Origin of the sequence: Halomonas sp. MCCC 1A13316 (assembly GCF_014931605.1) — a bacterium.
Taxonomy (GTDB): Bacteria; Pseudomonadota; Gammaproteobacteria; order Pseudomonadales; family Halomonadaceae; genus Halomonas.
Genome location: NZ_CP053382.1, coordinates 1692654 through 1717258 on the forward strand (window position 1 = coordinate 1692654; position 24605 = coordinate 1717258).

At 63.6% G+C, this 24605-nt stretch carries 19 protein-coding genes; 13 read left to right on the forward strand and 6 right to left on the reverse strand.

Annotated elements, in window-relative coordinates; all coding sequences use genetic code 11:
* Positions 1-78 precede the first annotated feature (78 nt).
* On the forward strand, positions 79-690 hold the full coding sequence (locus HNO52_RS07885; protein ID WP_197568600.1) for a superoxide dismutase: 612 nt from the start codon (positions 79-81) through the stop codon (positions 688-690).
* 71 nt (positions 691-761) lie between these two features.
* Here HNO52_RS07885 and HNO52_RS07890 read toward each other — a convergent pair whose 3' ends face one another.
* Positions 762-1529 (reverse strand): ABC transporter ATP-binding protein, encoded by a 768-nt coding sequence (locus HNO52_RS07890; protein WP_197568601.1) that lies wholly within the window; start codon positions 1527-1529, stop codon positions 762-764.
* A 54-nt stretch (positions 1530-1583) separates the two neighbouring features.
* Positions 1584-2009 carry a hypothetical protein gene (locus HNO52_RS07895; RefSeq protein ID WP_232090641.1) on the reverse strand — a complete coding sequence of 142 codons (426 nt, stop codon included), beginning with the start codon at positions 2007-2009 and terminating at the stop codon, positions 1584-1586.
* A 239-nt stretch (positions 2010-2248) separates the two neighbouring features.
* On the opposite strand from HNO52_RS07895, the gene fhuB reads away from it, so the two are divergent.
* Positions 2249-4219, forward strand: a complete 1971-nt coding sequence (gene fhuB, locus HNO52_RS07900) for a Fe(3+)-hydroxamate ABC transporter permease FhuB (RefSeq protein ID WP_232090642.1) — start codon at positions 2249-2251, stop codon at positions 4217-4219.
* A gap of 30 nt (positions 4220-4249) precedes the next feature.
* On the opposite strand, the gene HNO52_RS07905 is transcribed toward fhuB, so the two are convergent.
* From HNO52_RS07905 to HNO52_RS07915, 3 genes are read right to left on the reverse strand one after another with little or no spacing between them, the layout of a single operon-like run.
* Positions 4250-5125, reverse strand: coding sequence for an ABC transporter substrate-binding protein (locus HNO52_RS07905; RefSeq protein WP_197568603.1), 876 nt, complete (start codon positions 5123-5125; stop codon positions 4250-4252).
* A gap of 22 nt (positions 5126-5147) precedes the next feature.
* Positions 5148-6083 carry a ferredoxin family protein gene (locus tag HNO52_RS07910; protein WP_197568604.1) on the reverse strand — a complete coding sequence of 312 codons (936 nt, stop codon included), beginning with the start codon at positions 6081-6083 and terminating at the stop codon, positions 5148-5150.
* Positions 6080-6922 carry an ABC transporter ATP-binding protein gene (locus tag HNO52_RS07915; protein WP_197568605.1) on the reverse strand — a complete coding sequence of 281 codons (843 nt, stop codon included), beginning with the start codon at positions 6920-6922 and terminating at the stop codon, positions 6080-6082. The genes HNO52_RS07910 and HNO52_RS07915 overlap by 4 nt, the downstream gene beginning before the upstream one ends.
* A 183-nt stretch (positions 6923-7105) precedes the next feature.
* Between HNO52_RS07915 and HNO52_RS07920 the strand changes: the two genes are divergently transcribed.
* The 10 genes from HNO52_RS07920 to HNO52_RS07965 are packed head-to-tail and all read left to right on the forward strand — an operon-like array spanning position 7106 to position 19863.
* Positions 7106-8548 carry a DHA2 family efflux MFS transporter permease subunit gene (locus HNO52_RS07920; RefSeq protein WP_197568606.1) on the forward strand — a complete coding sequence of 481 codons (1443 nt, stop codon included), beginning with the start codon at positions 7106-7108 and terminating at the stop codon, positions 8546-8548.
* Positions 8511-10331 (forward strand): IucA/IucC family protein, encoded by a 1821-nt coding sequence (locus HNO52_RS07925; protein WP_197568607.1) that lies wholly within the window; start codon positions 8511-8513, stop codon positions 10329-10331. Before HNO52_RS07920 ends, HNO52_RS07925 begins: the two co-directional genes overlap by 38 nt.
* 4 nt (positions 10332-10335) lie before the next feature.
* Positions 10336-12171, forward strand: a complete 1836-nt coding sequence (locus tag HNO52_RS07930) for an IucA/IucC family protein (protein WP_197568608.1) — start codon at positions 10336-10338, stop codon at positions 12169-12171.
* Between the two features lie 9 nt (positions 12172-12180).
* Entirely contained in the window at positions 12181-12957 is a 777-nt protein-coding gene (locus HNO52_RS07935; RefSeq protein ID WP_197568609.1) for an HpcH/HpaI aldolase family protein, read from the forward strand.
* A complete protein-coding gene (locus HNO52_RS07940) occupies positions 12954-14228 on the forward strand; it encodes a type III PLP-dependent enzyme (protein ID WP_197568610.1) in 1275 nt (424 codons plus the stop codon). Before HNO52_RS07935 ends, HNO52_RS07940 begins: the two co-directional genes overlap by 4 nt.
* Positions 14225-16186 (forward strand): IucA/IucC family protein, encoded by a 1962-nt coding sequence (locus HNO52_RS07945; protein WP_197568611.1) that lies wholly within the window; start codon positions 14225-14227, stop codon positions 16184-16186. Before HNO52_RS07940 ends, HNO52_RS07945 begins: the two co-directional genes overlap by 4 nt.
* 31 nt (positions 16187-16217) lie before the next feature.
* The gene (locus tag HNO52_RS07950) at positions 16218-17180 is read left to right on the forward strand and encodes an ABC transporter substrate-binding protein (protein ID WP_232090643.1); all 963 of its coding nucleotides are present in this window, start codon (positions 16218-16220) and stop codon (positions 17178-17180) included.
* Positions 17174-18178 carry a FecCD family ABC transporter permease gene (locus HNO52_RS07955; protein WP_197568612.1) on the forward strand — a complete coding sequence of 335 codons (1005 nt, stop codon included), beginning with the start codon at positions 17174-17176 and terminating at the stop codon, positions 18176-18178. The genes HNO52_RS07950 and HNO52_RS07955 overlap by 7 nt, the downstream gene beginning before the upstream one ends.
* Positions 18175-19209 (forward strand): FecCD family ABC transporter permease, encoded by a 1035-nt coding sequence (locus tag HNO52_RS07960; protein ID WP_197568613.1) that lies wholly within the window; start codon positions 18175-18177, stop codon positions 19207-19209. Before HNO52_RS07955 ends, HNO52_RS07960 begins: the two co-directional genes overlap by 4 nt.
* Positions 19210-19239: 30 nt before the next feature.
* The gene (locus HNO52_RS07965) at positions 19240-19863 is read left to right on the forward strand and encodes an RraA family protein (protein ID WP_197568614.1); all 624 of its coding nucleotides are present in this window, start codon (positions 19240-19242) and stop codon (positions 19861-19863) included.
* A gap of 71 nt (positions 19864-19934) precedes the next feature.
* Here HNO52_RS07965 and HNO52_RS07970 read toward each other — a convergent pair whose 3' ends face one another.
* Positions 19935-22076 carry a TonB-dependent receptor gene (locus HNO52_RS07970; RefSeq protein ID WP_197568615.1) on the reverse strand — a complete coding sequence of 714 codons (2142 nt, stop codon included), beginning with the start codon at positions 22074-22076 and terminating at the stop codon, positions 19935-19937.
* A gap of 301 nt (positions 22077-22377) precedes the next feature.
* On the opposite strand from HNO52_RS07970, the gene HNO52_RS07975 reads away from it, so the two are divergent.
* Positions 22378-24474: a TonB-dependent siderophore receptor gene (locus tag HNO52_RS07975; protein WP_197568616.1), complete on the forward strand. Its 2097-nt coding sequence runs from the start codon at positions 22378-22380 to the stop codon at positions 24472-24474.
* Positions 24475-24605 lie beyond the last annotated feature (131 nt).

Here is a 24605-nt window from a genome sequence, read left to right on the forward strand (position 1 = left end):
GCCAGCTTTTGCCATGCTAGATGGTTGAAGTCGTGGACGAACGTCCCTGAACTCAATCGCCTTCATGGAGGAGCGAATATGCCGCATACACTGCCCGAGCTTCCTTACGCCTATGACGCGCTCGAGCCACACATCGACGCCATGACCATGGAAATCCATCACTCGCGTCACCACAAGACCTACGTCGACAAGCTCAATGCCGCCCTGGAGGGCACCGGACTGGAAGACGTGCCGGTGGACGAGCTGATGGCCAGCATCGATCGGGTGCCTGAAGCGAAGCGGCAGGAGGTCATCAACAACGGTGGCGGCCACTCCAACCACTCCAAGTTCTGGGAGATGATGTCACCGAACGGTGGCGGTCAGCCCCAAGGTAAGGTGGCTCAAGCTATCGACAGCGAGCTGGGCGGCTTCGATGCCTTCAAGGAGGCCTTTACCAAGGCAGCCTTGGGTCGTTTCGGTAGCGGCTGGGCCTGGCTGAGCGTTACGCCCGAGAAGAAACTGGTCGTGGAAAACACCCTGAACCAGGACAGCCCGCACATGCACGGCAACACCCCGGTGCTGGGGCTGGACGTATGGGAGCACGCTTATTACCTGAAGTACCAGAACAAGCGTCCCGACTACGTGAGCGCCTTCTTCAACGTGGTCAACTGGGAGGACGTGGAGCGCCGTTACCAGCAGGCCACTTCATGACCTGAACGCAACGGTATGTTCCGAATCGCCGCAGCCCTTGGCTGCGGCGATTTTCGTTTGGAGTTTCTGACTCAGCATGCCACGGCAATCCGGTGTTCTCCGCTGGGGTGGGTCATGACCTGCATAGGCAAGCCGTAGATGGCTTCCAGGGTGGAATCGGTCATCATCTCGTCGGGCGAACCGTGGGCCAGCAATCGGCCGCTATGCAGCGCGAGCAGCTCATCGCAGTAGCGCGAGGCCATGTTGATGTCGTGAAGCACGATGATCACGCATAGCTTCAGTTCGTCGCACAACTTGCGGATCAGTGCCAGTACTTCCATCTGGTGGGCGATATCAAGTGCTGCCAACGGTTCGTCCAGCAGCAGGAAACGACTCTCCTGGGCCAGCAGCATGGCCAGCCATACGCGCTGGCGCTCGCCGCCGGAGAGAGTATCCACCAGGCGGTCGGCAAAGGCCTCGGTGTGACTGAGTTCGATGGCCCGCTCGATCGCTGCCTTGTCCTGGGCTGTATGTCGCCCCAGCAGGCCGTGCCAGGGGTAGCGGCCGAAGGCGATCAATTCACGCCCGGTCAGGTTCTCGGCACTGGGCAGATGCTGGGGCAAATAGGCGACACGTCGGGCAAATTCGCGCTGGCCCCAGTCGCTCAAGAGCCGCTCGTCGAGCCGGATTTCGCCTTGGCTCACTGGATGCTGCTGGGCGAGCAGCTTGACCAATGTCGATTTGCCCGAGCCGTTATGGCCAATCAAGCCATAGACCTTGCCCTCCACAAAGCAGTGTTCGATGGGCTTCAGTAGCAGTTTGCCATCAATTTGGAAGGTGGCGCCCTTGACTTCGAACATGCTGGATTCCTTGACGGGTTTCGATCTTTACAGGGTAAACGAGAATCGTTGCTCTCATCTACCGGACAAACCAAACTCGAATGTACTTACCATCCCAGCCAACTGCGCAGCCGTTGGGCGGGTGATGCCAGAGGTACGCTTGGTGTTGCCCGAGAGTTGCAGCGTGGCTTGTTTCAGCGGAGCCATGATCGCTTCCAGATGATACCGGCAGAGCTGGCGGTCGAGGGCGGCGGGGCATTGCGCCATGAGCAGCTGACAGTGGTAAGTGGCGGTATCCAACAACTGGCAGGCCTCCTTGAACGGTGCAGCTTCACATCGGCAGCGCTGCAGCTCGCTGAGGAGCATGCGAAGCATCTGTGCATCCAACCAGCAAGGCGTTTCGTCTAGCTTGGCGGAGGTAGCCACCGCGTTCCGGATGGCCTGGAAGGAGACGTGCAGAAAGACGCAAGTGTAATAAAGCTGGGTGCGTTCTGCGGTCATGGGAGCCCCGAAAAATCTCAATGAGATCTATTTGCATTTTGATTGGTGAGAGTGTCGCTGTCAATCAAGGGAGGAGGCGATTCAACTGATAATCGTTTTCAGATAAGATCTCATCCAGCAATACGTCTTCAAGAGTCAATGAGAAAGAGCCGAAGCATGATCGATGCAAGCATGCTGCAGAGAATGAGACCGAAGCCGGGTGGCTGTCGGCAGGGATGGCGGGGATGACGGGAAACACGATGCGTACCGTTTCGCCGGCGCTGACCTGCTGGCTGCTGAGCCTGCCGCTGCTGGTGTTGTTATGGCTTGGGCTCGAGACCCAGGGAGGGCTGGCCCTGGGCCTGAAGTCTCTGCTATTTCCGTCGTACGAGGAAGTTGACCAACTGCTATTGCACTATGCCTGGTGGCCACGGCTCTCGGTTGCGCTACTTGCCGGCGGCGGCCTGGCGCTGGCCGGGGTGCTGATGCAGCAGGTGCTGCGTAATCCGTTGGCTTCGCCGACGACCCTGGGCGTGGCATCAGGCGCCAACTTGGCGCTGATGGCGGCGACTTTGCTGGCCCCCGGGCTAATGGCCGTCGGTCGCGAGTGGGTGGCGCTGGCCGGTGGCGGGCTGGCGATGGGGCTGGTGTTCATGCTGGCCTGGCGACGTGGGCTGGTGCCCATCGTGGTGGTGCTGGCGGGGCTGGTGGTCAACCTCTATCTGGGGGCGTTGGCCACGGCCTTGTTGTTGTTCAATCATGAGGCGCTGTCGGGCCTGTTGATCTGGGGAGCAGGATCGCTGGCCCAGAACGGCTGGGACGGCGTGGCGATCTTATGGCCGCGATTAGCTATCGGTGCCGTGGCTGCCTGGTTCCTGTTGCGCCCAATGGCGGTGCTGGAGCTGGACGACGCCAGTGCCAAGAGCCTGGGCGTATCGCTCAAGTATCTGCGCTTTGCCGGGATGGGACTGGCGGTCTTCATCACCGCCAGCATCGTCAGCGTAGTGGGGGTTGTCGGTTTCATCGGCCTGGCGGCACCCAATATCGTGCGCATGGCCGGAGCACGGCGTCTTTACCAGCGTTTGCTTTGGGGCACGCTGCTGGGCGCGGTGCTGCTGGCTACCTCCGACCTGCTGCTGCAGAACTTCGCCGGTGTGTTGCCGACGCTGATCCCCACCGGTGCGGTGACCGGTGCCTTGGGAGCGCCGCTGCTGATGTGGCTGATCCCGCGCTTGAAGCTGCAGGGCAATCGGGCGCCGCAGCCGGCTGCGGTGCTGATGAATCGACATCCCGCGCCTGGGCGTCTGGCTACGCGTCTGGCAATCGGCCTGCTGCTGGCCGTCGGCTTGGGTTTGCTGCTGGGGCAAGGGGTGAATGGCTGGTATTGGCTGTCGCCGGATAACTGGCGCGTCATGCAGTGGCGCATGCCCCGAGTAGTGGCGGCGGCGGCCAGCGGCTTGATGCTGGCGGTGGCCGGCACGCTGCTGCAGCGCCTCTCCGCCAATCCCATGGCCAGCCCGGAGGTGTTGGGAATCAGCGGTGGCTGTGCCATCGCCTTGATTCTGGGCATCTTCCTGCTCCCTGCTCCAACCAGTGGGATGCTGGTCGGAATCGGTACCCTGGGCGCCTTTGCCACCTTGCTGGTTCTGGTGACGCTCAATCGACGAAGCGGTTTCGTGCCCGAGCGCCTGCTGCTCACCGGAGTGGCGGTCACTGCGCTGTTCGATGCCGTGCGCAGCGTGATGCTGGCAGGTGGCGATCCGCGCGGGCAACAGATCATCGCCTGGCTGGCCGGCTCGACCTATTATGTCGATCTTACCAGCGCTCTGGCGGTTGGAACGCTGGCGGCACTGCTGACGTTGTGTGCTCTGCCGCTCACTCGCTGGCTGGATATTCTGCCGTTGGGTGCTTCCACCACCCAGGCGTTGGGTATCGCGCTCAATCGTGCCCGTTTGCTGCTGCTGCTGTTGGTGGCCCTGCTGACGGCATGCGCCACGCTGGTGGTAGGTCCGCTCTCTTTCATCGGGCTGTTGGCACCGCATATGGCGCGTTTGCTGGGCCTGTCCAGGGCGCCTCAGCATCTGCTGGGGGCGGCACTGGTGGGAATGTTGCTAATGGTGCTGGCCGATTGGGTGGGTCGCCAGATCATCTTCCCCTACGAGATACCAGCCGGCCTGGTTGCCTCGCTGATCGGTGGCGCCTACTTCATGTGGGGGCTGAGGAGACTTTGAAGGAGCCCGTCAGCAGTCGATGGCAGACGCTCAGGCATCGGGGGAGCGAACCAGCGCGGCCACCAGCAGCTCGGCGAAGCGCTGCGCCGAGGGCAGGGCGCCGAAGCTCCATACCGGTGGCAGGGTGATCAAGTTGCCATCGCGAACGCTGGGGTGGTGCTGCCAGAGGGCGCTATCGGCAAGTTTCTCCTCGGCGCCGATGGGGTAGGGTTCCACTACCACCAAGCGTGCTTCCAACCCAAGCAGCTCTTCCAGACCGACCATTGAGAACCCCCAATAGTTGGTTTCCCCTTGCCAGGCATTCTCCAGGCCCAGGCGTTCCATCACGGCCTGGAACAGGCCATGTACGCCGAAGACCCTGACATGCCGCTCGTCCATGAACTGCACGACCAGCAAGGGTGGCGCTTCTTCCGGCAGCGCTTGACGCAGTGACTCGAAACGCGCTTCGGTAGCCGCTATCAGCGCTTCGGCTTCATCGCGGCGATCACTTGCCATGCCAAGTACTCGGGTCAGGGTGAGTATCTGATTCCAGGTATCCCCCTGCGGCGTGTAGATCTCCCGGGTATCGACTGCACCTATCTGCTCCAGGCGAGGTGCCAGATGCCCGAACATGGGGGATATCAGAATGGTTTCTGGTTCGAGGTGCGCGAGCAGCTCGACATTGGGCTGCGAGCGAAGCCCGATATCCAGGACATTACCAGGCAGTGGGGGCTCGCCGACCCAGTTGTGATAGTCCTCTACCTGGGCGACGGCGTCAGGAGCAGCGTCCAGGGCCACCAGCGTTTCCGCCAGGGTCCAGTCGAGCGTGGCCAAGCCGTTGCTGCTGGCCAAGGATGGTGTGGCTGCCAGGCATAGCCAGCCGAGTGTCCCGGCCAGTCGGCGCAAAAGACCGAACGATTCGTGCATGGTGTGACTCGAGCAATAGAGTTCAAGAAAGCGATTTGGCCATTTCGATGGCCTCGACCTGTGTCGCTACCCATACTTGGCTTGCCGAGGGCGGAGCTTCGATCAAGTCGGCACAGGTGTCGTAGCGGCGCAGCATTCTCGGCTCGCAGCGCACCGCGAGCCGTCCCGAGGCGTTGGTGCTGTGCCAATCCACTTCCAGCCGCCAATGGCTCGACGCCTCGCTGTTTGGCTGCTCGACTGACACGTTGCCAGGGATGCCCTTGGCCGCCAGCCACTCCATCGCGGCGACTTGGGCGCACTGTTGCATGGGGCTAAGGCGCGAGTCGCCGCGGTAGCAGGGCAAGTAGGGGCGGCCCGCCATCTCGCTTTCGAGCAGCGGCAGAACGTCCTCCTCGTTGATGCGGCCGTACTTGCGCAGGGCAGGAAAGACTACGGCACTGGCGGCCAACCGGCAGCCGCCCAGATGAGTGCTCTCCCATACCTCGAAGGGCAGGGCACGCTCCTCTACCGCTGCGTTCAGTGCCTTGTAGGCGGCATAGCCGAACTTGGCGCAGCACTTGTCCTTCTTGCCATGGGTGCAGCAGAGCAGCAATGGGCCGGCAGGAGGGGACGCCTCCCAGGTTGTTAACGGCTTACCCCGTCCCAGCGCATCCAGAAAGACGGGTAGCACCTCACGTGTTACCTCGAAACGTCGATTCTCGGGCATCAGGTAGAGACAGTGGCGTTCGCTGGGATGGTCGCGCCGATGAATCAGATTGACCCGCCGTCCCGCTTCGGCGATGGCTTCCAATTGAGCCGTCACCGCGTCGGGCATGTCGCTGGCCTGGCGCAGGCTGCGCTGCCATTTCGCCCGTGGCCAGCTGAGCAGCAGGTTGCGCTCGGCGTGGGCGGCGCTGCCTGCCAGGGGGTCGCCCAGTGCGAGGCTTTCCAAGGCACAGAAACGTTGGGTGGCACTCATGCCGACAGCTCCTCCTTGCGCCTGGCCGGGGAGGTGGCGCTGCCCAGAGCCGGGATGCAGACCGGCCGGCCGGTACTGGGGGCATTGATCACCTCGGCATCAAGATCGAAGACTCGCTTCAGGTTCGCCGCGGTGAAGACCGCCTCCGGGGGGCCGCTATGCTCGATGCGACCGTCGCGCATCATCACCAGCACATCGCCATGGGCGGCGGCCAGGTTGAGGTCGTGAAGTACCACCAGCAGGGTTCGGCCACGTTCGTGGGCCAGCCGTACCAGCAGCTCCAGCAGGTCGACCTGGACCTTGAGGTCGAGAAAGGTGGTCGGCTCGTCGAGCAGGATGAGATCGGTATCCTGAGCCAGCACCATGGCGATCCAGCAGCGTTGGCGCTGGCCACCGGAAAGGGCGTCGACCGGCCGCTCGGCAAAGTCCGCGACCCGGGCCACGGCCATGGCCTCTAAGACTGCCTCTTCGTCCTGCTTCGACCACTGCCGCCACAGTCGCTGGTGGGGGAAACGCCCCATGCCGATAAGCTCGCGGACCGTCATGCCCTCGGGCGCCGTGGGGCTCTGGGGAAGGATGCCCAGGCGATGGGCGACGTCCCGGGTGCGATAGCGGTGTATCTCCTGGCCGTCGAGCAGCACCCGGCCTCGCTGTGGCGTCAGCGTGCGGGCCAGGGTCTTGAGCAGGGTGGACTTGCCGCTGCCGTTGGGGCCTAGCAGCACCGTGAGGCGGCCCTCGGCGACGCGAAAGTCAACGTTCTCGAGAACGCGACGATCCTCATACCCGGCGGTCAGGCCTTCGCCCAGTAGGCGGCAAGCTTGGGAGCGAGAAGTGTTCATGGGCCTTATCACAGCTTGAATGCAGACGACGAGTATAAGCGTTTCTCATTTCCGATGCGACGTATTACATATAATTACCAAATGTGTTTGATAACCATTTGTGTTTAAGAATTAGCTGTGCCAGCCTTGCGGCATCGTCAAGGCTCGTCCCCATTCAACCGCATGGGGCTAGGGAAGAAAGGAATGTCATCCAGGGATAATGCCGCGCGCCGAGTGCTCGTCACCGTGCTGCTGGGAACCTTTACCGTCAGTCTCAACAACAGCGCCTTGAATCTGGCGATCCCCGAGCTCATGCGGGTGTTCAATGCCGCTGCCATCCAGGTGAGCTGGGTCATGACCCTGTTCCTTGTGGCCATGGGCATGACCATGCCGCTGACCAGCTTTCTTTCCAAGCGCTGGGGAATGCGCCGCTTCTATCTGCTGGGACTGTGGCTGTTCCTGTTGGCTTCGCTGCTGGGTGCGCTGGCAACGAGCCTGGCCTGGGTGTTGACGGCACGCGCCCTTCAGGGTGTCGCCGCCGGCCTGATGATTCCGCTCTCCGTGCCGCTGATCTTCGCCGCCTGGCCCGCCGAACGGCGTGGGCGAGTCACTGGAATCTGGGGCCTCGCCGTAATGATTGCGCCGGCAATCGGGCCAGGTGTTGGCGGGCTGCTGCTGGAAATGAGTTCCTGGCAGGCCCTGTTCCTGATGAATCTACCGGTTGCCATCCTGGCGCTGGCAAGCGGTCACCTTTGCCTCGAGGAGGGTGAGCGCGACCGCGGGCGTCGCTTCGATCTGCCCGGCTTCGTGCTGGTGACCCTGGGCGTAGGCGGAGTGCTTGTCGCATTGGGAGGCATGACCTCGCCTGCCGACCTGCTCGAGGCCGCGCACTGGGTGCCGCTGGGCGTTGGGTTTACGCTGCTGGTCGTCTTCGTCCGGGTCGAGCGTCGCGCTTCGCATCCGCTGCTCGAGCTCCGCCTGTTCGCCATCCCTCCATTCCGTGCCAGCGTGCTCATCGCCTGCGCCCAGGCCGTCGCCACCTTCGGTTGTCTGCTGCTGATTCCGATCTGGATGCAGCGTGTCCAGGGCTACGACGCCCTCACGACCGGCCTGTCGTTCCTGCCCACCGCGCTAATGGCGGCTATCTGCTCACCATGGGCAGGGCGCCTTGCCGACGGCCGCTGGGCGCGGCATGCGGTGGCCGGCGGCCTGGTGGTATCGGCAATGGCATTGATAGGTCTGGCCAAGCTGGGACATCACGCGCCCCTGTGGCTGATTGGCGTGTTGATGGCCTCACGCGGGGTCGGGCTCGGCTTCGGCTACCTGCCGGCGACCACGATCGGTCTCAACGCCGTGGGGGACGCGCGTGTCGCCCAGGCCTCGGCAATGAACAATCTGGGCCGCCGGCTCGCTTCGGCGCTGGGCGTCGCCATGCTGGCCCTGCACCACGATCTGCGTACGTTGCAACTCGCCGCCGAGGGTATGGGTCCCGAAGCGGCCGCCCTGGCGGCATTGAGCGAGGCCTTTCTCGTCCTGGCTGCCCTGATTCTCGTGGCGACGCCTTTGGCGTTGTCGCTTCCTTCCAACCGCCGAGAGGTAAAGCCAGCCCATGATTCACATCGAGCTACCCAGATTTCCCGCAAGTGAGCGGGAGGCCAGTCAGGCCGCGGTGCCGACTCCGCGCGCGAGCTGTCCCTCCTATGCCAGTCAGCTGCTGGCCAAGGAGACCACCCTGCGCGCGCTGCTCAACAGCTTCCTGCGCGAGACGGGATGCCACGATCCGCGTCATGCCGAGACCGGCCTGGTGGCGTCGCTGCTCGATGTCGGCGAGCCCTTTTGCCTGCGGTTGTCCGCAGGCGAGCTGATCGGCACGCTACGTGACTTTTCCCTGTCGGGGCAGCATCGCTATGGTGCGGCCTTCTACCTGCGCGACGACCAAGGGAGAGTGACACCACTCGACATGCAGGACATCATCCAGCGGCTGCTGGAATCCTTGAGTGCGCCGGCCACCGACAATACCCACGAGCTGCGGCTGTGGGACATGCGCGACAAGATCAACAACAGCTTTACCCGCATGGCAGCGCATATCGATGACTTCTACCACCATCGCGGCACCGCACCGGAAGCGGCGTTGGACTTCATCGCTGCCGAACAGTCGCTCTACCTCGGGCATCCGTTCCATCCCTTCCCCAAATGCTCCCAGGGCGTGGAACGACGTGCCTTCGACGACTTCAGCCCCGAGCGCGGTGCCTGCTTCCAACTGCACTACCTGGCCGTGCGCCGCGACTTGCTGGTGGAAGCGTGGCTCGATGGGCCTGAAGACGGCCTGGCTGACGCCGTGCATGAAGTGGCCCGGCAACGGCTCGGCGAACGCTACGACCACTATGCCCTGCTACCCATTCATCCTTGGCAGGCGGGTTATCTGCTGAGTCAGCCGGACATTCACCTGCTGCTGGAGGAGGGGCTGCTTATCGATCTTAGCGCCCAGGGACCGTTGGCCTATCCCACTTCCTCGGTGCGCTCGGTGTGGCTGCCGGCAATCGGCCAGGGCTACAAACTGCCGTTACAGGTACGCATCACCAATCTGATTCGTGAGAACACACTCGAGCAGTCGCGTCGTACGCTGGATGCCGCACGGCTCATTCATCATCTTCGCAGTGAGCTGGAGAGCGACGCCTTCCAGGTGGTAATGGAGACCGGCTATCGCACCCTGGACCCTGAGCACCCGGCGCTGGACAGTCATCGCGCTGCTGCCTTCACGGTGATCTATCGACCCATGCCGGTCGAGGCACAGGATGCCTGCGTACTCGCCTCGCTGCTGGAGCCCTATCCCGGCGAGGCGGAGCCCAAGCTGATTGCCGCGATTCGCCATGGTGCAGGCGGCGAGGTGGACCTGGATCGCTGGTTCGCGGCCTATCTGGAGGTCTCGCTGGTACCGATTCTCGAGATTCTGGCGCGCACCGGCGTCAGCTTCGAGGCCCATCTACAGAACAGCCTGCTGCGTCTGGAACGCGGCTGGCCCTCCACGCTCTACATGCGCGATCTGGAGGGCGTGAGCCTGGACCGTGAGCGGGTAACCCGCTTGGCGGTGTGGCCTTCGCTTGGCATCGCGGCGGATAGCCCGCTGCTCTACTCGCCGGAGGTCGCCTGGTGGCGCACGCAGTACTACTTCTTCGTCAACCACCTGGGAGGCGTGGTAAACGCCTTGGCAACTCACCTCGGCGTCGGCGAGGGGCGCTTCTGGCGTCAGGTGGGCACCTGCCTGGAACGGCTGAGCGAAGCGGAAGATATACGGCTTGCGGCCTACGCCGAAGACCTGCTGCAGGCAAACCACTGGCCGGCCAAGGCCAATCTACTCAGTTGCCTCCGACAGCGGGGCGCAAGTCCGCTGTTCGTCGATATCCTCAACCCCATCAAGCGAGTTGGATGACCCCATGGAAGCGACCCTACGATCCCCGCAAACGAGCGTCGACCTCGGGCAACTACCGTCGTCGCCGGAGTACTGGCGCGTGCAGCAGCGGGTGCTGCGCCAGTTCATCCAAGGCCTGCTGTTCGAAGCGGTCCTGCCGGTCGTCGAGGAGACGTCTGGACCGGGTGAACAGTGCGCGTTCTCGCTGACGGGGCGTGACGTCCAAGGGCGTGAGGTGAGCTATACCGCTTGGGGTGCGCGAAAGGCGAGCTTCGGTCGGATCCGGCTGACGACCCGGCCCGTTCAGCGCCGCGATGCGAACGGCCACCAGCACGAGGCGACCCTGGCCGGCTTCATGGCCGAAGTGGTGGGTGCAGTGGTTCCCGCAGAACGCTTGCCTTTTCTGATGGAAGAGCTGCAGCAGACCCTGCTCAAGGATGCCCAGTCGCGGATATTGAGCGGTATGCCGACCACCCCGGACCTTACGTGGGACCATGATGCCTGGGAAGGGTGGCTGCAGGAGGGCCATCCCTATCACCCGAGCTACAAGTCACGGCTCGGCTTCACGCTTGACGACAACGCGGTCTATGGTCCCGAGTTCCGCCGGGATATACGGCCGGTCTGGCTGGCTGTGGCTCGTGAGCACAGCCGGGTCTCGCTGTCGGCTTCGCTGAGCCTGGCTGCCTTTCTGCGCGAGGAGCTGGGAGAGGCGACGCTGGCACGCTTCCGGCGCCTGCTCGTCGCGTCGGCACGGCGCCCGCAGGAATATGTATTCCTGCCGGTACATCCCTGGCAGTGGAGTCACGTCATTCTGCCCACCTTCCAGGCCGAGCTGGCCGATGGGCGACTCTGTTACCTGGGCATCGGCGACGACGCCTACCTGACTCAGCAGTCGATCCGCACCCTGGCCAATGCCAGCCGGCCCCGGCGGGCCAACCTCAAGCTGGCGTTGAGCATCGTCAACACATCCACCAGCCGTATCCTGGCTGCCCATACCGTGGAGAACAGTGCGCGCATCAGCGACTGGCTGCACGATCTGGTGACGCGTGACGAAGCGGCGCGCGAGTGCGGGGTCGTCATCCTGCGTGAGGTGCTGGGAGTGGCCTATGACGCCTCGCGCCTGGCCGAGCCGCAGCGCAGTCTGGCCTACGGCACCCTGGGCGCCGTGTGGCGCGAGAGCCTGCACCGTTATCTGCATCCGGACGAGCGCGCGTTGGCCTTCAACGGCCTGACTCAACTGGCCGCCACGGGGGTGCCGATGCTCGACGGCTGGGTGCGGCAGCATGGCGTAGCGGCCTGGACCCGGCGGCTGCTCGAGGTCACGGTGACGCCGCTGATTCACCTGCTCTTCGCCCACGGCATCGGCCTGGAATCCCACGGCCAGAACATCCTGCTGATCCATCGCGACGGCTGGCCCGAACGCATCGCGCTCAAGGACTTCCATGATGGAGTGCGCTACAGCCCGGCGCTGCTGGCCGAGCCCGCGCGTGCGCCCAGCCTGGTACCGGAGCCGGCCAGCCACGCTGCCGTCAATCGCAACTCCTATATCCAGACTGAAAGTGCCGACGAGGTACGCGACTTCACCTACGACGCCTTCGTCTTCATAGCCCTCACCGAGCTCTGCCTGTGCCTGGAGCAGCACTACGACCTGTCGGAGGCAAGCTTCTGGTCGATGACCGCGAAAGTCATCCGGGATTACCAGGCCGCGCATCCCGAACTGGAGCCGCGCTTCGCACTGTTCGATCTCTTCGCGCCGACGGTGAGCATCGAGGAGCTGACCAAGCGACGGCTATTCGGTGATACCGAGAAGCGCTTCGCCATACGTGACAACCCGCTGCATCCGCATCGGCCAGGCGCCTGAGGAGAGCCAATGTTGACGCCCAATGAACTCAAGCGCCGTTTGGCGCGAGGTGAGACGGCGCTTGGTCTGTTCGCCTCGATTCCCACGGCGGTAACCGTCGAAATGATCGGCCAGGCCGGCTTCGACTTCGTTATCCTCGATACCGAGCACACCCTGGTGAATCCCGAGACTCTAGAGCACATGCTGCGTGCCGCGGAGCTCGCCGGGCTCACCGCGCTGGTGCGGGTGTCGCGCCCCGACCCGGCCATCGTGGTGCCGCTGCTCGACGGCGGTGCCCGGGGCATCGTTCTTGCCGACGTGCGCTGCCCCGAGCCCCTGCAGGCGCTCAACGAATGCCTGCGCTTCCATCCACTGGGGCGGCGCGGCATGAACAGCGGCCGCCCGGGGCGCTTCGGTGCCGACGACCTGGTCGATTACCTGCAACGCGCTAACGACGAGCTCATGCTGGTGCCGATGATCGAGAGTCGGGAAGGGGTGGAGAACCTCGAGGCCATCCTGGATGTGCCCGGTGTGGACATGCTGCTCGAGGGTGCCGCGGACCTGTCGCAGTCGCTGGGCTTGCCCTGGCAGACCGAGGCGCCGGAGGTGCACGAGGCGCTGGAGCACATCCATGCTGCTTGTCGGAGTGCCGAGGTGCCGTTCTGCGCGATCCCTCGAAGTGCCGCGCGGCGCGACTACTGGCGCGAGAAGGGTGTGCACGCCTTCGTGCTGGGCGACGAGCGCGGCACCGCCTTTCGCGCCCTGCAAGCGAAGCTGGCCCCTTATCGAGAGGAGGCGAGACCATGACCAGCGCGGCCAAGATCCTGGCCCAGGCGCCATGGAGCCCGCCATCCGAGGCAATCAAGCGTTGCCTGGCAGCTCTCGCCGAGCCGGCTCCCGACGGTACGCGTGAGCCGGTCTGTGCCTTTCTCAACGACCTGGCGGCGCTGCGCAAGCACGTCAGCGCCATGCTGGCGGGGCTGCCGCAGCCCTGCCGGCTCTATTACGCCGTCAAGGCCAACCCCGACCGGCGCCTGATCGCGACCCTGGCGCCCCTGGTGGCGGGGTTCGAAGCCGCCTCGATCGGCGAGATTCGCCGTATCCGTGAGGTCAGTGACTCGGCGTCGGTGATCTTCGGCGGCCCCGGCAAGAAGGATGCCGAACTCGAGGAGGCGCTCGCCCTCGGCGTGGAGCGCATTCACGTCGAGAGCTTGCACGAACTGCGCCGGCTCAACCTGATCGCCGAGCGCCGTGGCAGGGTAGTGTCGATCCTGCTGCGGGTGAACCTGCACGATACCTTGCCCGAGGCTACCGTCACCATGGCCGGGCGGGCCACCCAGTTCGGCATCGACGAGTCGCAGGTGGAAGAAGCCATTGAAGAGGCCCGGCGCAGCCCGGCGCTGCGGCTTGATGGATTCCACATGCACTCGATCTCCAACAACCTCGATGCGCGCCTGCATGCACGGCTGGTAGCCACCTACCTGGCGCGGGTGCGGGGCTGGGCCGAGCGCTTCGACCTGGAGATCCGCTGCGTCGATGCCGGCGGTGGCTTTGGCGTCTCCTACGATGAGCGCACGGACTTCGACTGGGCGGACTTCGTCGACGCGATGCGCACTCTGCTCGCTGGCGACCCGCTGCCCGGGGCGGAGCTGCTGTTCGAGCCGGGACGCTACATAGCCGCCTTCTGCGGCTACTACGCTGCCGAGGTCATCGATCTCAAGCAAAGCCATGGGCGCCACTTCGCCATCCTGCGTGGCGGCACTCATCACTTCCGCTTGCCCGCTTCCTGGCAGCACGACCACCCCTTCGAGGTGCTGCCATGCCAGCTTTGGCCATATCCCTTCCCACGCCCTGAACTCAACGCTCAGCGCGTGACTCTGGCCGGCGAACTGTGCACACCGAAGGATGTGCTGGCCAGCGACGTGCCGGTGGCACGGCTGCGAATCGGCGACGTGGTGCTCTTCCATCGTGCCGGTGCCTACGGCTGGACCATCTCGCATCATGATTTCCTGGGCCATGCCCACCCCCGGCACCTCTACCTCGATGATTGCCACGACGACAAGGAGCTTGTCCGATGATTGCGTTTTCTTCACCGACCGATGCGGATCTTGCCGAAGCAGGGCGCCTCGCCGAGGCGCGGCTGCTGGGCGATCTCGTCGACACGCTGCTGGCTGAAGGTTTTCTCGACGACCAGCCCGTCGACTGGCCGTCGCCGGATACGTTGCCTGCCACTCAGGCCTGGCCGCCGGAGACGCGGTGGCTGCGCTGGTGGACGGTGCGCCAGGTGGGAGAGGCGGTATTGATTCCGCTGCGCAGTGCGATATTGCCGTCGCACCGGCATGTCGCGACAGCCGGCGTGTTCGCGGCGAGCTACCGCGCCGATGGCACCCTTGCCACCTGGAGGCGCCTGGCGCCGGCCGAGCTGCTCGAGTTCGTAGTGAAGCACTGCCTGGACGACGTTCAGCGCCAGCAGCCGGGCGTGGCCAACGTACGTCGCCTGTTGTCCACGACTCTGTGGCAGACCCGCCAGTCCATCGCCGAGGCGGCGCCATTGGACATGCCGCTGGCGCATTCCGCGGCGGCGAGCCTGCGTGCCCTGGAGCGTCGTGCCGCTCTGCGCGACCGGCCTTTCCATCCTTTGGCCAAGGCCAAGGAAGGGCTCGACGAGGCGAGCCATCGGTGCCATGCGGCGGAGTTCGCGCAAACCATCCGTATGCGTTGGCTGGCGATGCGGAGAGAGTGCCTGATGACAGGCAGCGGGGCGACGCCCAGTGCGCCGGAGCCGGCCTTGCTGCTGCTTAACGAGGCCCAACGCGCCGAGCTCGACGCTGAAATGGCGCGGCGCGGCCTGAGCCGGGAGGCCTATCTGGCGCTGCCGGTGCACCCCTGGCAATTCGAGCATGGGCTGCCGCGATATCTCGGCGACATGCTGGCGACAGGGGAGGGGGTGGCACTTGAAATCGCCATCGGCGACTTCGGCGCGACGTCGTCGCTGCGCTCGCTGGCCCCGCTGAATGAGAGCCGCTTCCACCTCAAGCTGCCAATGGCGGTCTTCTCGCTGGGGGCTGCGCGCTACCTGCCGGCGGTCAAGCTACTCAACGGCGAGCGTGGCCAGACGCTGCTCGAGCAGGCCAGGGAGCGGGATCCGGAACTCCAGGCACGGCTGTACCTGTGCGACGAGCGCCGCTGGTGGTCCTACCTGCCGCAGGGTAGCGGGCTGTTCGACGATCCACCCCGACACTTGGGGGCACTGGCACGGGAGTATCCGGCTTCACTGCTGAAAGACCCCTCCGTGCGCTTGGTGCCGATGGCGGCGCTGGGTGTATCGAGCGCTCAGATGGCGCGTGTCGGCGAGCACCCCTTCGACGCATGGCGGCAGCAGCGTGGGTGGAGCGATACCGAAACGGCAGCGATCGCCCTGTTCGGCGAAGTGTGCGACACCTTCTTCGATATCGCACTGCGCCTTTACCGCCTGGGGTTGATGCCGGAAATTCATGGCCAGAACGCCGTTCTGGTATGTCGTGACGGTCGCCTCGACGGGCTGCTGCTGCGTGATCACGACTCGGTGCGCCTGCATCGTCCATGGCTCGATCGTCACGGCATCGACGACCCTTGCTACCACATTCGCCCGGGCTATTCGAACAGCCTCTACAACGACACTCCGCAGGACCTGCTGTTCTATCTGCAGACGCTGGGCATCCAGGTCAACCTGCTGGCCATCGTCGAGAGCCTGACGCAGCATTATGCTCACCTTGGATTGGCGGAAGCGCGGTTATGGCATGAGATGCGCATTCGCCTGAAGGCACGGATTGCGGCCCTGCCGTTCGACGCCTTGCAGCGACGCACCCTGAATGCCGTATTGTTCGAAGCGTCGCGCTGGCCGTTGAAGTGCATGCTGCGGCCGTTGTTCGAGCAGCAAGGAGTGCCAGGCAGCATGCCGTCGGGCAAGTCGAGCCTGCCCAACCCGTTCCATGTCATGGAATCGAACAGGCAGGAGCGGGACGTCACGTGCGTTGTCGGTGCCGAACCTGTATAAAGGTCGCCGACTCCGGTAACGAATGATTCTCATGCTCTTCTTGCACACCTGCAGTCGCTTCACCGCGCTGATGCTGTTGTCGAGCTGCCTGCCCCTGGCGGCCCATGCCGAGGCGGCGCGCAGCGTCGAACACGCCCTGGGCGAGGCTCGCATCGAGGGCCAACCGCAGCGCATCGTAACGCTCTACCAGGGCGCCACCGATACTGCGCTGGCGCTGGGGCTCGAGCCGGTCGGGGTGGTCGAGTCGTGGCTCGAGCGCCCCATGTATCGCTATCTGCGCGACAGGCTGCCCGCGGACGTGCGCTACCTGGGGCTGGAGACCCAGCCGGACCTGGAGGCGGTGGCGGGGCTTGCGCCCGACCTGGTCGTGGGAGCCCGCTATCGCCATGCCGCCGTGTATCCGCTGCTCTCGCGCATCGCACCGACCGTGATTGCCGGTAGCGCCCACGACGTCGAAGCCATGCTCGAGCTGATGGGCGAGGCAACCGGTCGCGAAGCCGAGGCACAGACACTGCTCGCCGAGTGGCGGGCACGCGTCGCCGACTTCCGCTGTCGTGCCGAGGCCCGGCTGGGCGACGCCTGGCCGCAGAAGGTCTCGGTGGTCAGTTTCCGCGGTGATCATGTACGCCTCTACTACGACGGCTTTGCCCGAAGTGTCCTCGACCAACTGGGGTTTCTGCGCCCGGCTGGGCAGCAGGGCAGTGGCTGGGGTATCAAGCTGGTCAGTCGCGAGACCTTGCCGGCCCTAGATGCCGACGCGATTTTCGTCTTCATGCGTGACGATGTGGCGGTGGCCGAACTCCACCGCGATTGGACGGCGCATCCGTTGTGGCAAAGTCTCGATGCGGTGGAGCAGGGGCATGTCTACTACGTCGATCCGGTGATCTGGAGCATGGGCGCCGGCATCCTGGCCGCCCATCGGCTGCTGGACGAGCTCTATGACCACTACGAACTGCACGACCCCGTGCGCCAAGGAGAGGGCAGGGCATGCTGACTACCCCTTCGGCCAGGCTGCTTGGGTTGATGGCAGGGTTGCTGTTGGCACTTGCTGCCGGTCTGGCCAGCTTGGCATTGGGTGCCACTACGATTGCGCCCGGCACCTTGGTGGAGGCCTTTCTCGCGCCCGACCCGGGGTCGGTGCAACATCTGATCCTGCGTACCGAGCGCCTGCCCCGCGCGCTGATCGCCGCCGTGGTGGGGGCCAGCCTGGCGGTAGCCGGCGCCTTGATGCAGACGCTGACGCGTAACGCCCTGGCGGCGCCGAGCATTCTCGGCATCAATGCCGGCGCCATGTGTTTCGTGGTAGTGGCGAGCAGCGCCTTCGCTTTGCGTTCCCCCTTGGCACTGGCCTGGGTGGCCTTTCTCGGCGCTCTGACGGCGGCGCTGCTGGTCGCGCTGCTGGGGCGCGGGCGCGATGGCGGCTTCTCACCGTTGCGGGTAGTACTGGGCGGGATAGTGGTCACCGCCCTGTTCGTCTCGCTGGCGCAAGGGCTCCTGATCGTCGACCAGGAGGGCTTCGAAAGCCTGCTGTTGTGGCTGGCAGGCTCGGTGGCGGGGCGTGATCTGGAAATGGTGACGCCGCTGTTGCCGTTCTTCCTGGTTGCTGCCGGCGTCTGCCTGCTGCTGGTGCGTCAGCTCAATCTGTTGGCGCTGGATGACGAGGTGGTCAAGGGCTTGGGACAGCGTACCGCCCGGGTCAAGCTGCTGGCCGGGGCCGCGGTCATCGTTCTGGCCGGCGGCGCCGTGGCCTTGGCCGGGATGATCGGCTTCGTCGGGCTGATCGTTCCGCACATGGTGCGCGCCCTGTTCGGGCGCGATCATCGCTGGGTGCTGCCCGGCTGTGTCCTGCTCGGCGCTGGCCTGCTGTTGGGTGCCGACACCCTGGCACGCTTTCTGATGCCGCCCCAGGAGGTGCCGGTGGGGGTGATGACGGCGCTCCTCGGGACGCCGTTTTTCCTCTATCTCGCTCGCCGCAGGAGCCTGGCGCCATGAGCCCTCCCGTCGTCGTACGCACAGCCGGAGGACGCTTCTCCTTGCGCCTCGAACGCCGCACCCTGGCGGTGACGCTACTGTTGGCGCTGGTGCTTACGGCCAGTGTCCTGGCTTCGCTGAGCCTGGGGAGTCAAGCGACCTCACCTGGGGTAGTGCTGGAGGCGCTGCTGGTTCCCTTGCGCAGCGACATCGCTCTGATCGTCCATGAAATCCGCCTGCCTCGGGTGGTGCTGGCGATACTCGTCGGAGCCTGCCTGGGGGTGGCCGGGTTGCTGCTGCAGGGCCTGGTCCGCAATCCGCTCGCCTCGCCGGACGTGATCGGCATCACCGGTGGCGCCTCGCTGGCGGCGGTCTGCTTCCTGGCGCTGGGCGGGGCGGCGCTGGGCGAAGCCTGGCTACCCCTGGCGGCGCTGGGCGGCGCACTGCTGGTGGCACTGGTCATCATCGTTCTGACGGGGCGCGGCATGACCCCGGCGCGGCTGGTGTTGATCGGCATCGGTATTGCCGCCGCGCTGGGCGCGGGCACTACGCTGGTGCTGGTGCTCGCTGCCGATACGACGGCGATGCAGGCCTATGTATGGTTGACCGGAAGTCTCTATGCCGCACAGTGGCGCGAGGTGGCGGTACTTGCCCCATGGGCGCTCGTGGGGCTGCCCCTGGCGCTGGTGCTGGCGCGTCGCCTGGATGTCCTGGCTCTGGGCGACGAGCTGGCCGTCGGGCTCGGCACGGCGCTGCAGGGTAGTCGCCTGGCTCTGTTGCTGCTGTCCGTGGCGTTGGCCGGCGCGGCGGTGGCCTTTGCCGGCGGGCTGAGTTTCGTTGGTCTGCTAGCCCCGCATATCGCGCGTCGATTGGCGGTACCTGGCCATACCGGCCTGGTGCCGGTGACCGCCCTGATCGGCGCCCTGATCGTGCTGCATGCCGATCTGCTGGGGCGAATCGCCTTCCTGCCCCGTGACCTGCCCGCAGGCATCTTCGTTGCCGGCATCGGCGCCCCGTTCTTCGTCTACCTGCTATACCGCTGGCGAAGCTGAGTCAGCCGGCGATGACAAGGAGTCTCGAGCATGTTCGATATTCGTCCTCGGGTGTCGGGCGCTTCGCCCGAGCTGTTGGCCCGTTACCGCGAGGTTGCGACTTCCACTCTGGGTCACTTTACCGACCTGGGGGCCATCACCGACCTCACGCCTTTGCGCCATCCCACACGGTTGCTGGGCAGGGCCCTGACGGTGCGCATCCCGCATCTCGATGGCAGCGTGATTCGCCAGGCGCTGGAAATGGCCGAACCAGGGGACGTGCTGGTGATCGACGTTGCCGGCGATGAGCGGCGCGCCTGCTGGGGCGAGCTGCGTACCTATGCGGCCCTGCGCAAGGGGCTGGCCGGCGTTGTGACCTCGGGACGGGTGACCGATACGGCCGAGCTGGTACGGCTGGGGCTGCCCATTTATTCGCGTGGCTCAAGCCCGCTGACCACCCGCGCCCAGGAACTGGAAGGCGAGGTGAACATGGCGGTGGCCATCGATGGCGTGGCGATCTCGCCGGGCGATCTGATCGTCGGCGACGACGACGGCCTCTTCGCGCTCACACCGGCACGCGCCGAGGCGCTGTTGGCGCCCGTGCTCGACAAGCAGGCTCGGGAAGCGGAGCGTCGGCGAGAAATCATGGCAGCCCATCCCGAGTGGTGGCGCTGATACAAGCAATCAAAAAAACGGCGCCCGTAGGCGCCGTCAAGCAGTAAGCCAGACCTCAGCGGGGCAGGCGATCAGAAATCGAGCTGGTAGCCGAGTGTGAAAGTGCGGCCGCGGCCGGCGAAGTACTGATCGTCGCCGGGGCGGGCAGTCTGAGAATAATAGGTGATGTATTCCTTGTCGGTGAGGTTTTCAACACCCAATGAGAGCTGGCCCACGGGCAGACGATAGCCGAGCGAGGCATCTAATAGGGTATAGCCGTTGAAGCGACGTAGATCGGGATTTTGCTGGTCGTTGAAGTCTCGATTGAAGAAGTGACTTGCCTGGAGGTGGGTCGAGAGGTCATCACTCCAGGCGGCACTCCAGCCGAAGGTAAGGCGCTCGGGAGCGATATTCAGGCCGGTCAGTTCGGTATCGACTTGGCCATCACCGGTAGTGTCCGACTTGCCCCGGTTACGAGCATAAGTAAGGCGCAGGCCTTGGGTATCGGTCACGTCGAAGTCACCAGCAAGCTCCACGCCACGGATCTCGGTCTTCTCCCGGTTGCCGACGAATACGCCGCTTTCGTCCTGCAGGAGGCGTTCACCCAAGTCAGAGTCCGACTCGTAGTAACTCAGCTCCAAACGAGCACGCCCCCAGTCGAAGCGGGCACCGACCTCTCGATTATCGGTGACGATGGGGGTCAACTCTAGCAGCGTATCGACCGACTGTCCTTCGCTGGAAATGCCTCGTAATACCCGCCCCACGTCTGGCATGCCGAAGCCTTCGGAATAGTTGGCGAACAGTTGTGCCGACTCGGTGGCCTGATAGACCAGTCCGAAATTGAACAGCGTCTCGTCGAAGCTCGGCTTGCCGCCTTCAACGGTGACCGCGTCCTGTTGAACATCACTTCTGTCGACTGTCTGGTAAGTATCGACGTCTAGCTGGGCATGCTCATAGCGAACGCCGGCATGAAGCGTCAGCGGCTCGATTACTTCCAGCGAACCCTGCAGGAAGGCTGCAGCATTATGAAACTGGGTCTCGGGTACGTAGCTGCGATCGGTCTGTACCAGCCTCTGCTGGGTATCGTCCTGCAGCAGGTCTACGCCAGTGGCCAGCGACACGCGGTCATTGAACAAGCCGTCGCGACTCAGTGTGAACTTGGCGCCCAGCTTGTCGGATTCGTTACGGGTTTGATCGAGCCGACTATTGCCTTGGTCATCTTGGTAGGGAAAGGCCGTGGGATGTGGGCCGAACTGGGCGCGGAAGCGCTGGTGATAGACCTTGGCATCCAGTTCGTTGCCGAACCAGTCGCCGTGTCGGTAGGTGAGCTGAGCGGTAGTGGATTCATTGTAAGACGCTTCGCCATCAGGCGAGCCGCGCTCGGCGCTGGTCGGGATGCCATCCACCCGATTCCCCACCACGGGCTCATAGTCGTTGTCGCCCTCCAGCTCAAAGCGGTTGAGGGAGAACTCCAGGTTCTGCTCGTCATCGATCCAGTAGCCGAGCTTACCGAAGAGGTCGTAGCTGGTCGAATCCTGGATCTCACCCTGGATCGGATCGATGCCGACATTGCGTCCGCCTCCATCACGGAATATCCCCTGCTCCTGGCGGGTAATACCGCCAATGAAATCCCAGTCACCACGTTGTGCGCTGAGGCGATAGCCCAGACGATGCCCAAGGCCTTCGGAGTCGAGCTCGTCGTCAAACGTGGTCTGGCTCGAAACGTGATGATCGATACCGCCACCTTCGGCGCGCTTGGTGACGAAGTTGATGATGCCGCCGGTGGCGCCCAGGCCGTGCTCGGCACTGGCACCATGAATCACCTCGATGCGTTCGACCATGTCGAGGTCGATGGTGTAGCTCTCGCGGGCGCTGTCGCGAATGGGCGTGGATTGCGGCACGCCATCGATCATGTAGAGCGGGGCACGGCCGCGAAAGGTTTCGCCGGAGTTGGTCATCTTCTGGCGGCTGGGGGAGTAGCCGGGGATGAGGTTACCCAGGATCTGTCCGCGGTCGCGGGTAATCGCCAGCTGCTGCTCGATCTGCTCGCGGGTGATGACAGTGACCTTCTGAGGCGTCTCGCCGGCCTGGCTGCGGCTTCGTGTAGCGGTGACGACCAGTGGAGAGAGATCGCTGGAGGCGTTGGTTCCATCGGCCTCGGCGAATGCCATCCCCGGCAGAGCGTAGCCGAGCATCACCGGCGCCAGCCAGGCGATGTGCGTCTTGTGTGTCATCGTATATCGACCCTTGCTTATAGAATGAGCTTGATCCGTCCGGCTCTTCGGGCGGAGCCTTGGTGTAGCTGTTGAATGATAATGTTTAACATTTGATATTTCAACTCAAAAGGCATGCGGTCTCATTGATTTCTGAAATGAGAATCTCTTGCGTAAGATTAAGTATACTCATTATCATTTGATCCCGTTCTCCTTTTGAGGCTAACTCTAAATGCATTATTCTGCTCTGAATTCCAGAGAGCTCGATCCTCTTTCTAAGGCCATACGTCAGGCCTTGGGTCTGGCTACCGTTGGAACCCTCATGGCGATGTCGCCTGTATTGCTGGCTCAGGATGTAGACCAATCATCGGCATCCGCTGATGAACTCGAAACCATAACCGTCGAGGCCGAGGCGCTGTCTCTCGTCACCGAGGGCTCCGACAGCTACCGGGTACCGCGCACCAGCACTGCGACCCGCCTTGACCTGACGCCACGTGAGACGCCGCAGTCGGTATCGACCGTGACGCGAGCGCAAATGGATGATTTCCAGCTCGATACCGTCAACGACGTGCTGGAAAGCACCCCCGGTGTGACGGTGGAGCGGCTGGAGACGGATCGGACCTACTACACGGCTCGCGGCTTTGAAGTGTCGAACTTCCAGGTCGATGGCCTGCGGGTGCCGATGCCGTATAACAACGTCCATGGAGACATGGACACCGTCATCTACGACCGTGTCGAGATGGTGCGCGGTGCGACGGGGTTGATATCCGGTTCGGGTAACCCTGGAGCTACCGTCAATTTCGTACGCAAGCGTCCGACCGATACGCCCCAGGCTTCCGTCTCGGGTACCTTGGGGAGTTGGGAACAAAGACGTCTAGACGTGGACGTGGCTGGGCCGCTCGATAGCGAGGGAAAGGTGAGGGGGCGCCTGGTGGCTTCGGGTCTGCAAGCCGATTCCTATCTGGATCGCCTGAGTCGCGAGCGTGGACTGCTCTACGGTGTGCTGGAAGCGGATATCACTGATTCTACCCGGCTGACTGCTGGGCATACCTGGCAGCAGAACGATACCGACGGCAACATGTGGGGCTCATTGCCGTTATACGACTCGGCGGGCAATCCTACCAATTATGATGTTTCCACTTCGTCGGCTCCCGACTGGTCCTACTGGGATGTGGAAACGCGACGCAGCTTTCTGGAGCTGGCTCAGGAGCTGGGCGAGAACTGGACCCTCAAGGGCACCGTGACGCATCTGGATATGCTCTCGGATACCCAGCTGTTTTATATATATGGCGTGCCGGATGCCGCGACAGGCCGCGTCGATGCCAGCCAGCTCTACATCAGCAAGTACGATCGTCACTTGGAGCAGTGGATTGCCGACCTGCACGCCAAGGGTAACATCGACCTGCTGGGCCGGACTCATCAACTTGTTCTGGGCAGTGATTGGAGTCAGAGTCGCAACCAGCAGAGTTCTCTGTATGATACGGCATCCCAAGGTTTGCCTCCGTTGGATGGTTGGGATGGCGATTACCCCGAGCCTAGCTTCGGGGAACCGTCGTTCGATAACGATGCAACGATGAAGGAAAGAAGCTTCTACAGCGCCGCTAAACTGGATCTCGCCGATCGTTGGACGGGTGTCGTGGGTACGCGACTTAGCTGGCTAGACACCGTCGGGGAACAGTACGGCAGCTCGCAGGATACGACTTATGACAGCGTTCTGACGCCCTATGCCGGCCTAATCTTTGATATCACTGATGAAGCGTCTGTCTATGCCAGCTATACAGAAATCTTCCAGCCACAGACCGAGATCGACCGCAACGGTGACTATCTTGACCCCATCGACGGCGTGGCCCAGGAAGTCGGCATCAAGGCAGATCTGTTCAACGGCGGGGCCGATGCCTCTTTGGCACTGTTCCGCATGGAGCAGAACAACGTAGCCCAGCCGGCTGGTACTTTGCCCGATGGCACGTCGATCTACACGGGCGGCGACGGCATCACCAGCGAGGGCGTCGAGGTGACATTGGCAGGCGAACTCGCCGAGGGCTGGCAGGCCAGCGTCGGCTATACCTATCTTGAGATCGAGGATGCCGAGGGGGAGGCGACAAATACTTATATCCCTCGAAATATTCTGCGTGCGATGACTAGTTATCGCCTGCCGTTCATGCCACAGCTCAAGGTTGGGGCGAGAGTGCGCTGGCAGGACGACATCCATCGCGAGCGTGACTACGTTCCTGGCGAGACGCATCAGGATGCCTATACTCTGGTCGATCTGATGGCCAGCTACGATATCAACGAGAGCCTGACGGCTTCCTTGAACGTCAACAACGTGACCGACGAGGAGTACCTGACGAGCCTTAAGTGGGACCAGGCCTTTTCCGGTGCGCCGCGCAGCGTCATGGCTAATTTGACTTGGCGTTATTGACCTAGCGTTTCGTCTAACCTCGGGGCCTGCTCTACGGAGTGGGCCTCTGTTGTTCCTGCCATACTCTCTCTACCACCTATCGCCTCATAACTACGCCCGACACATGGCCGGGCGTGTATGCGTGAAAAGCG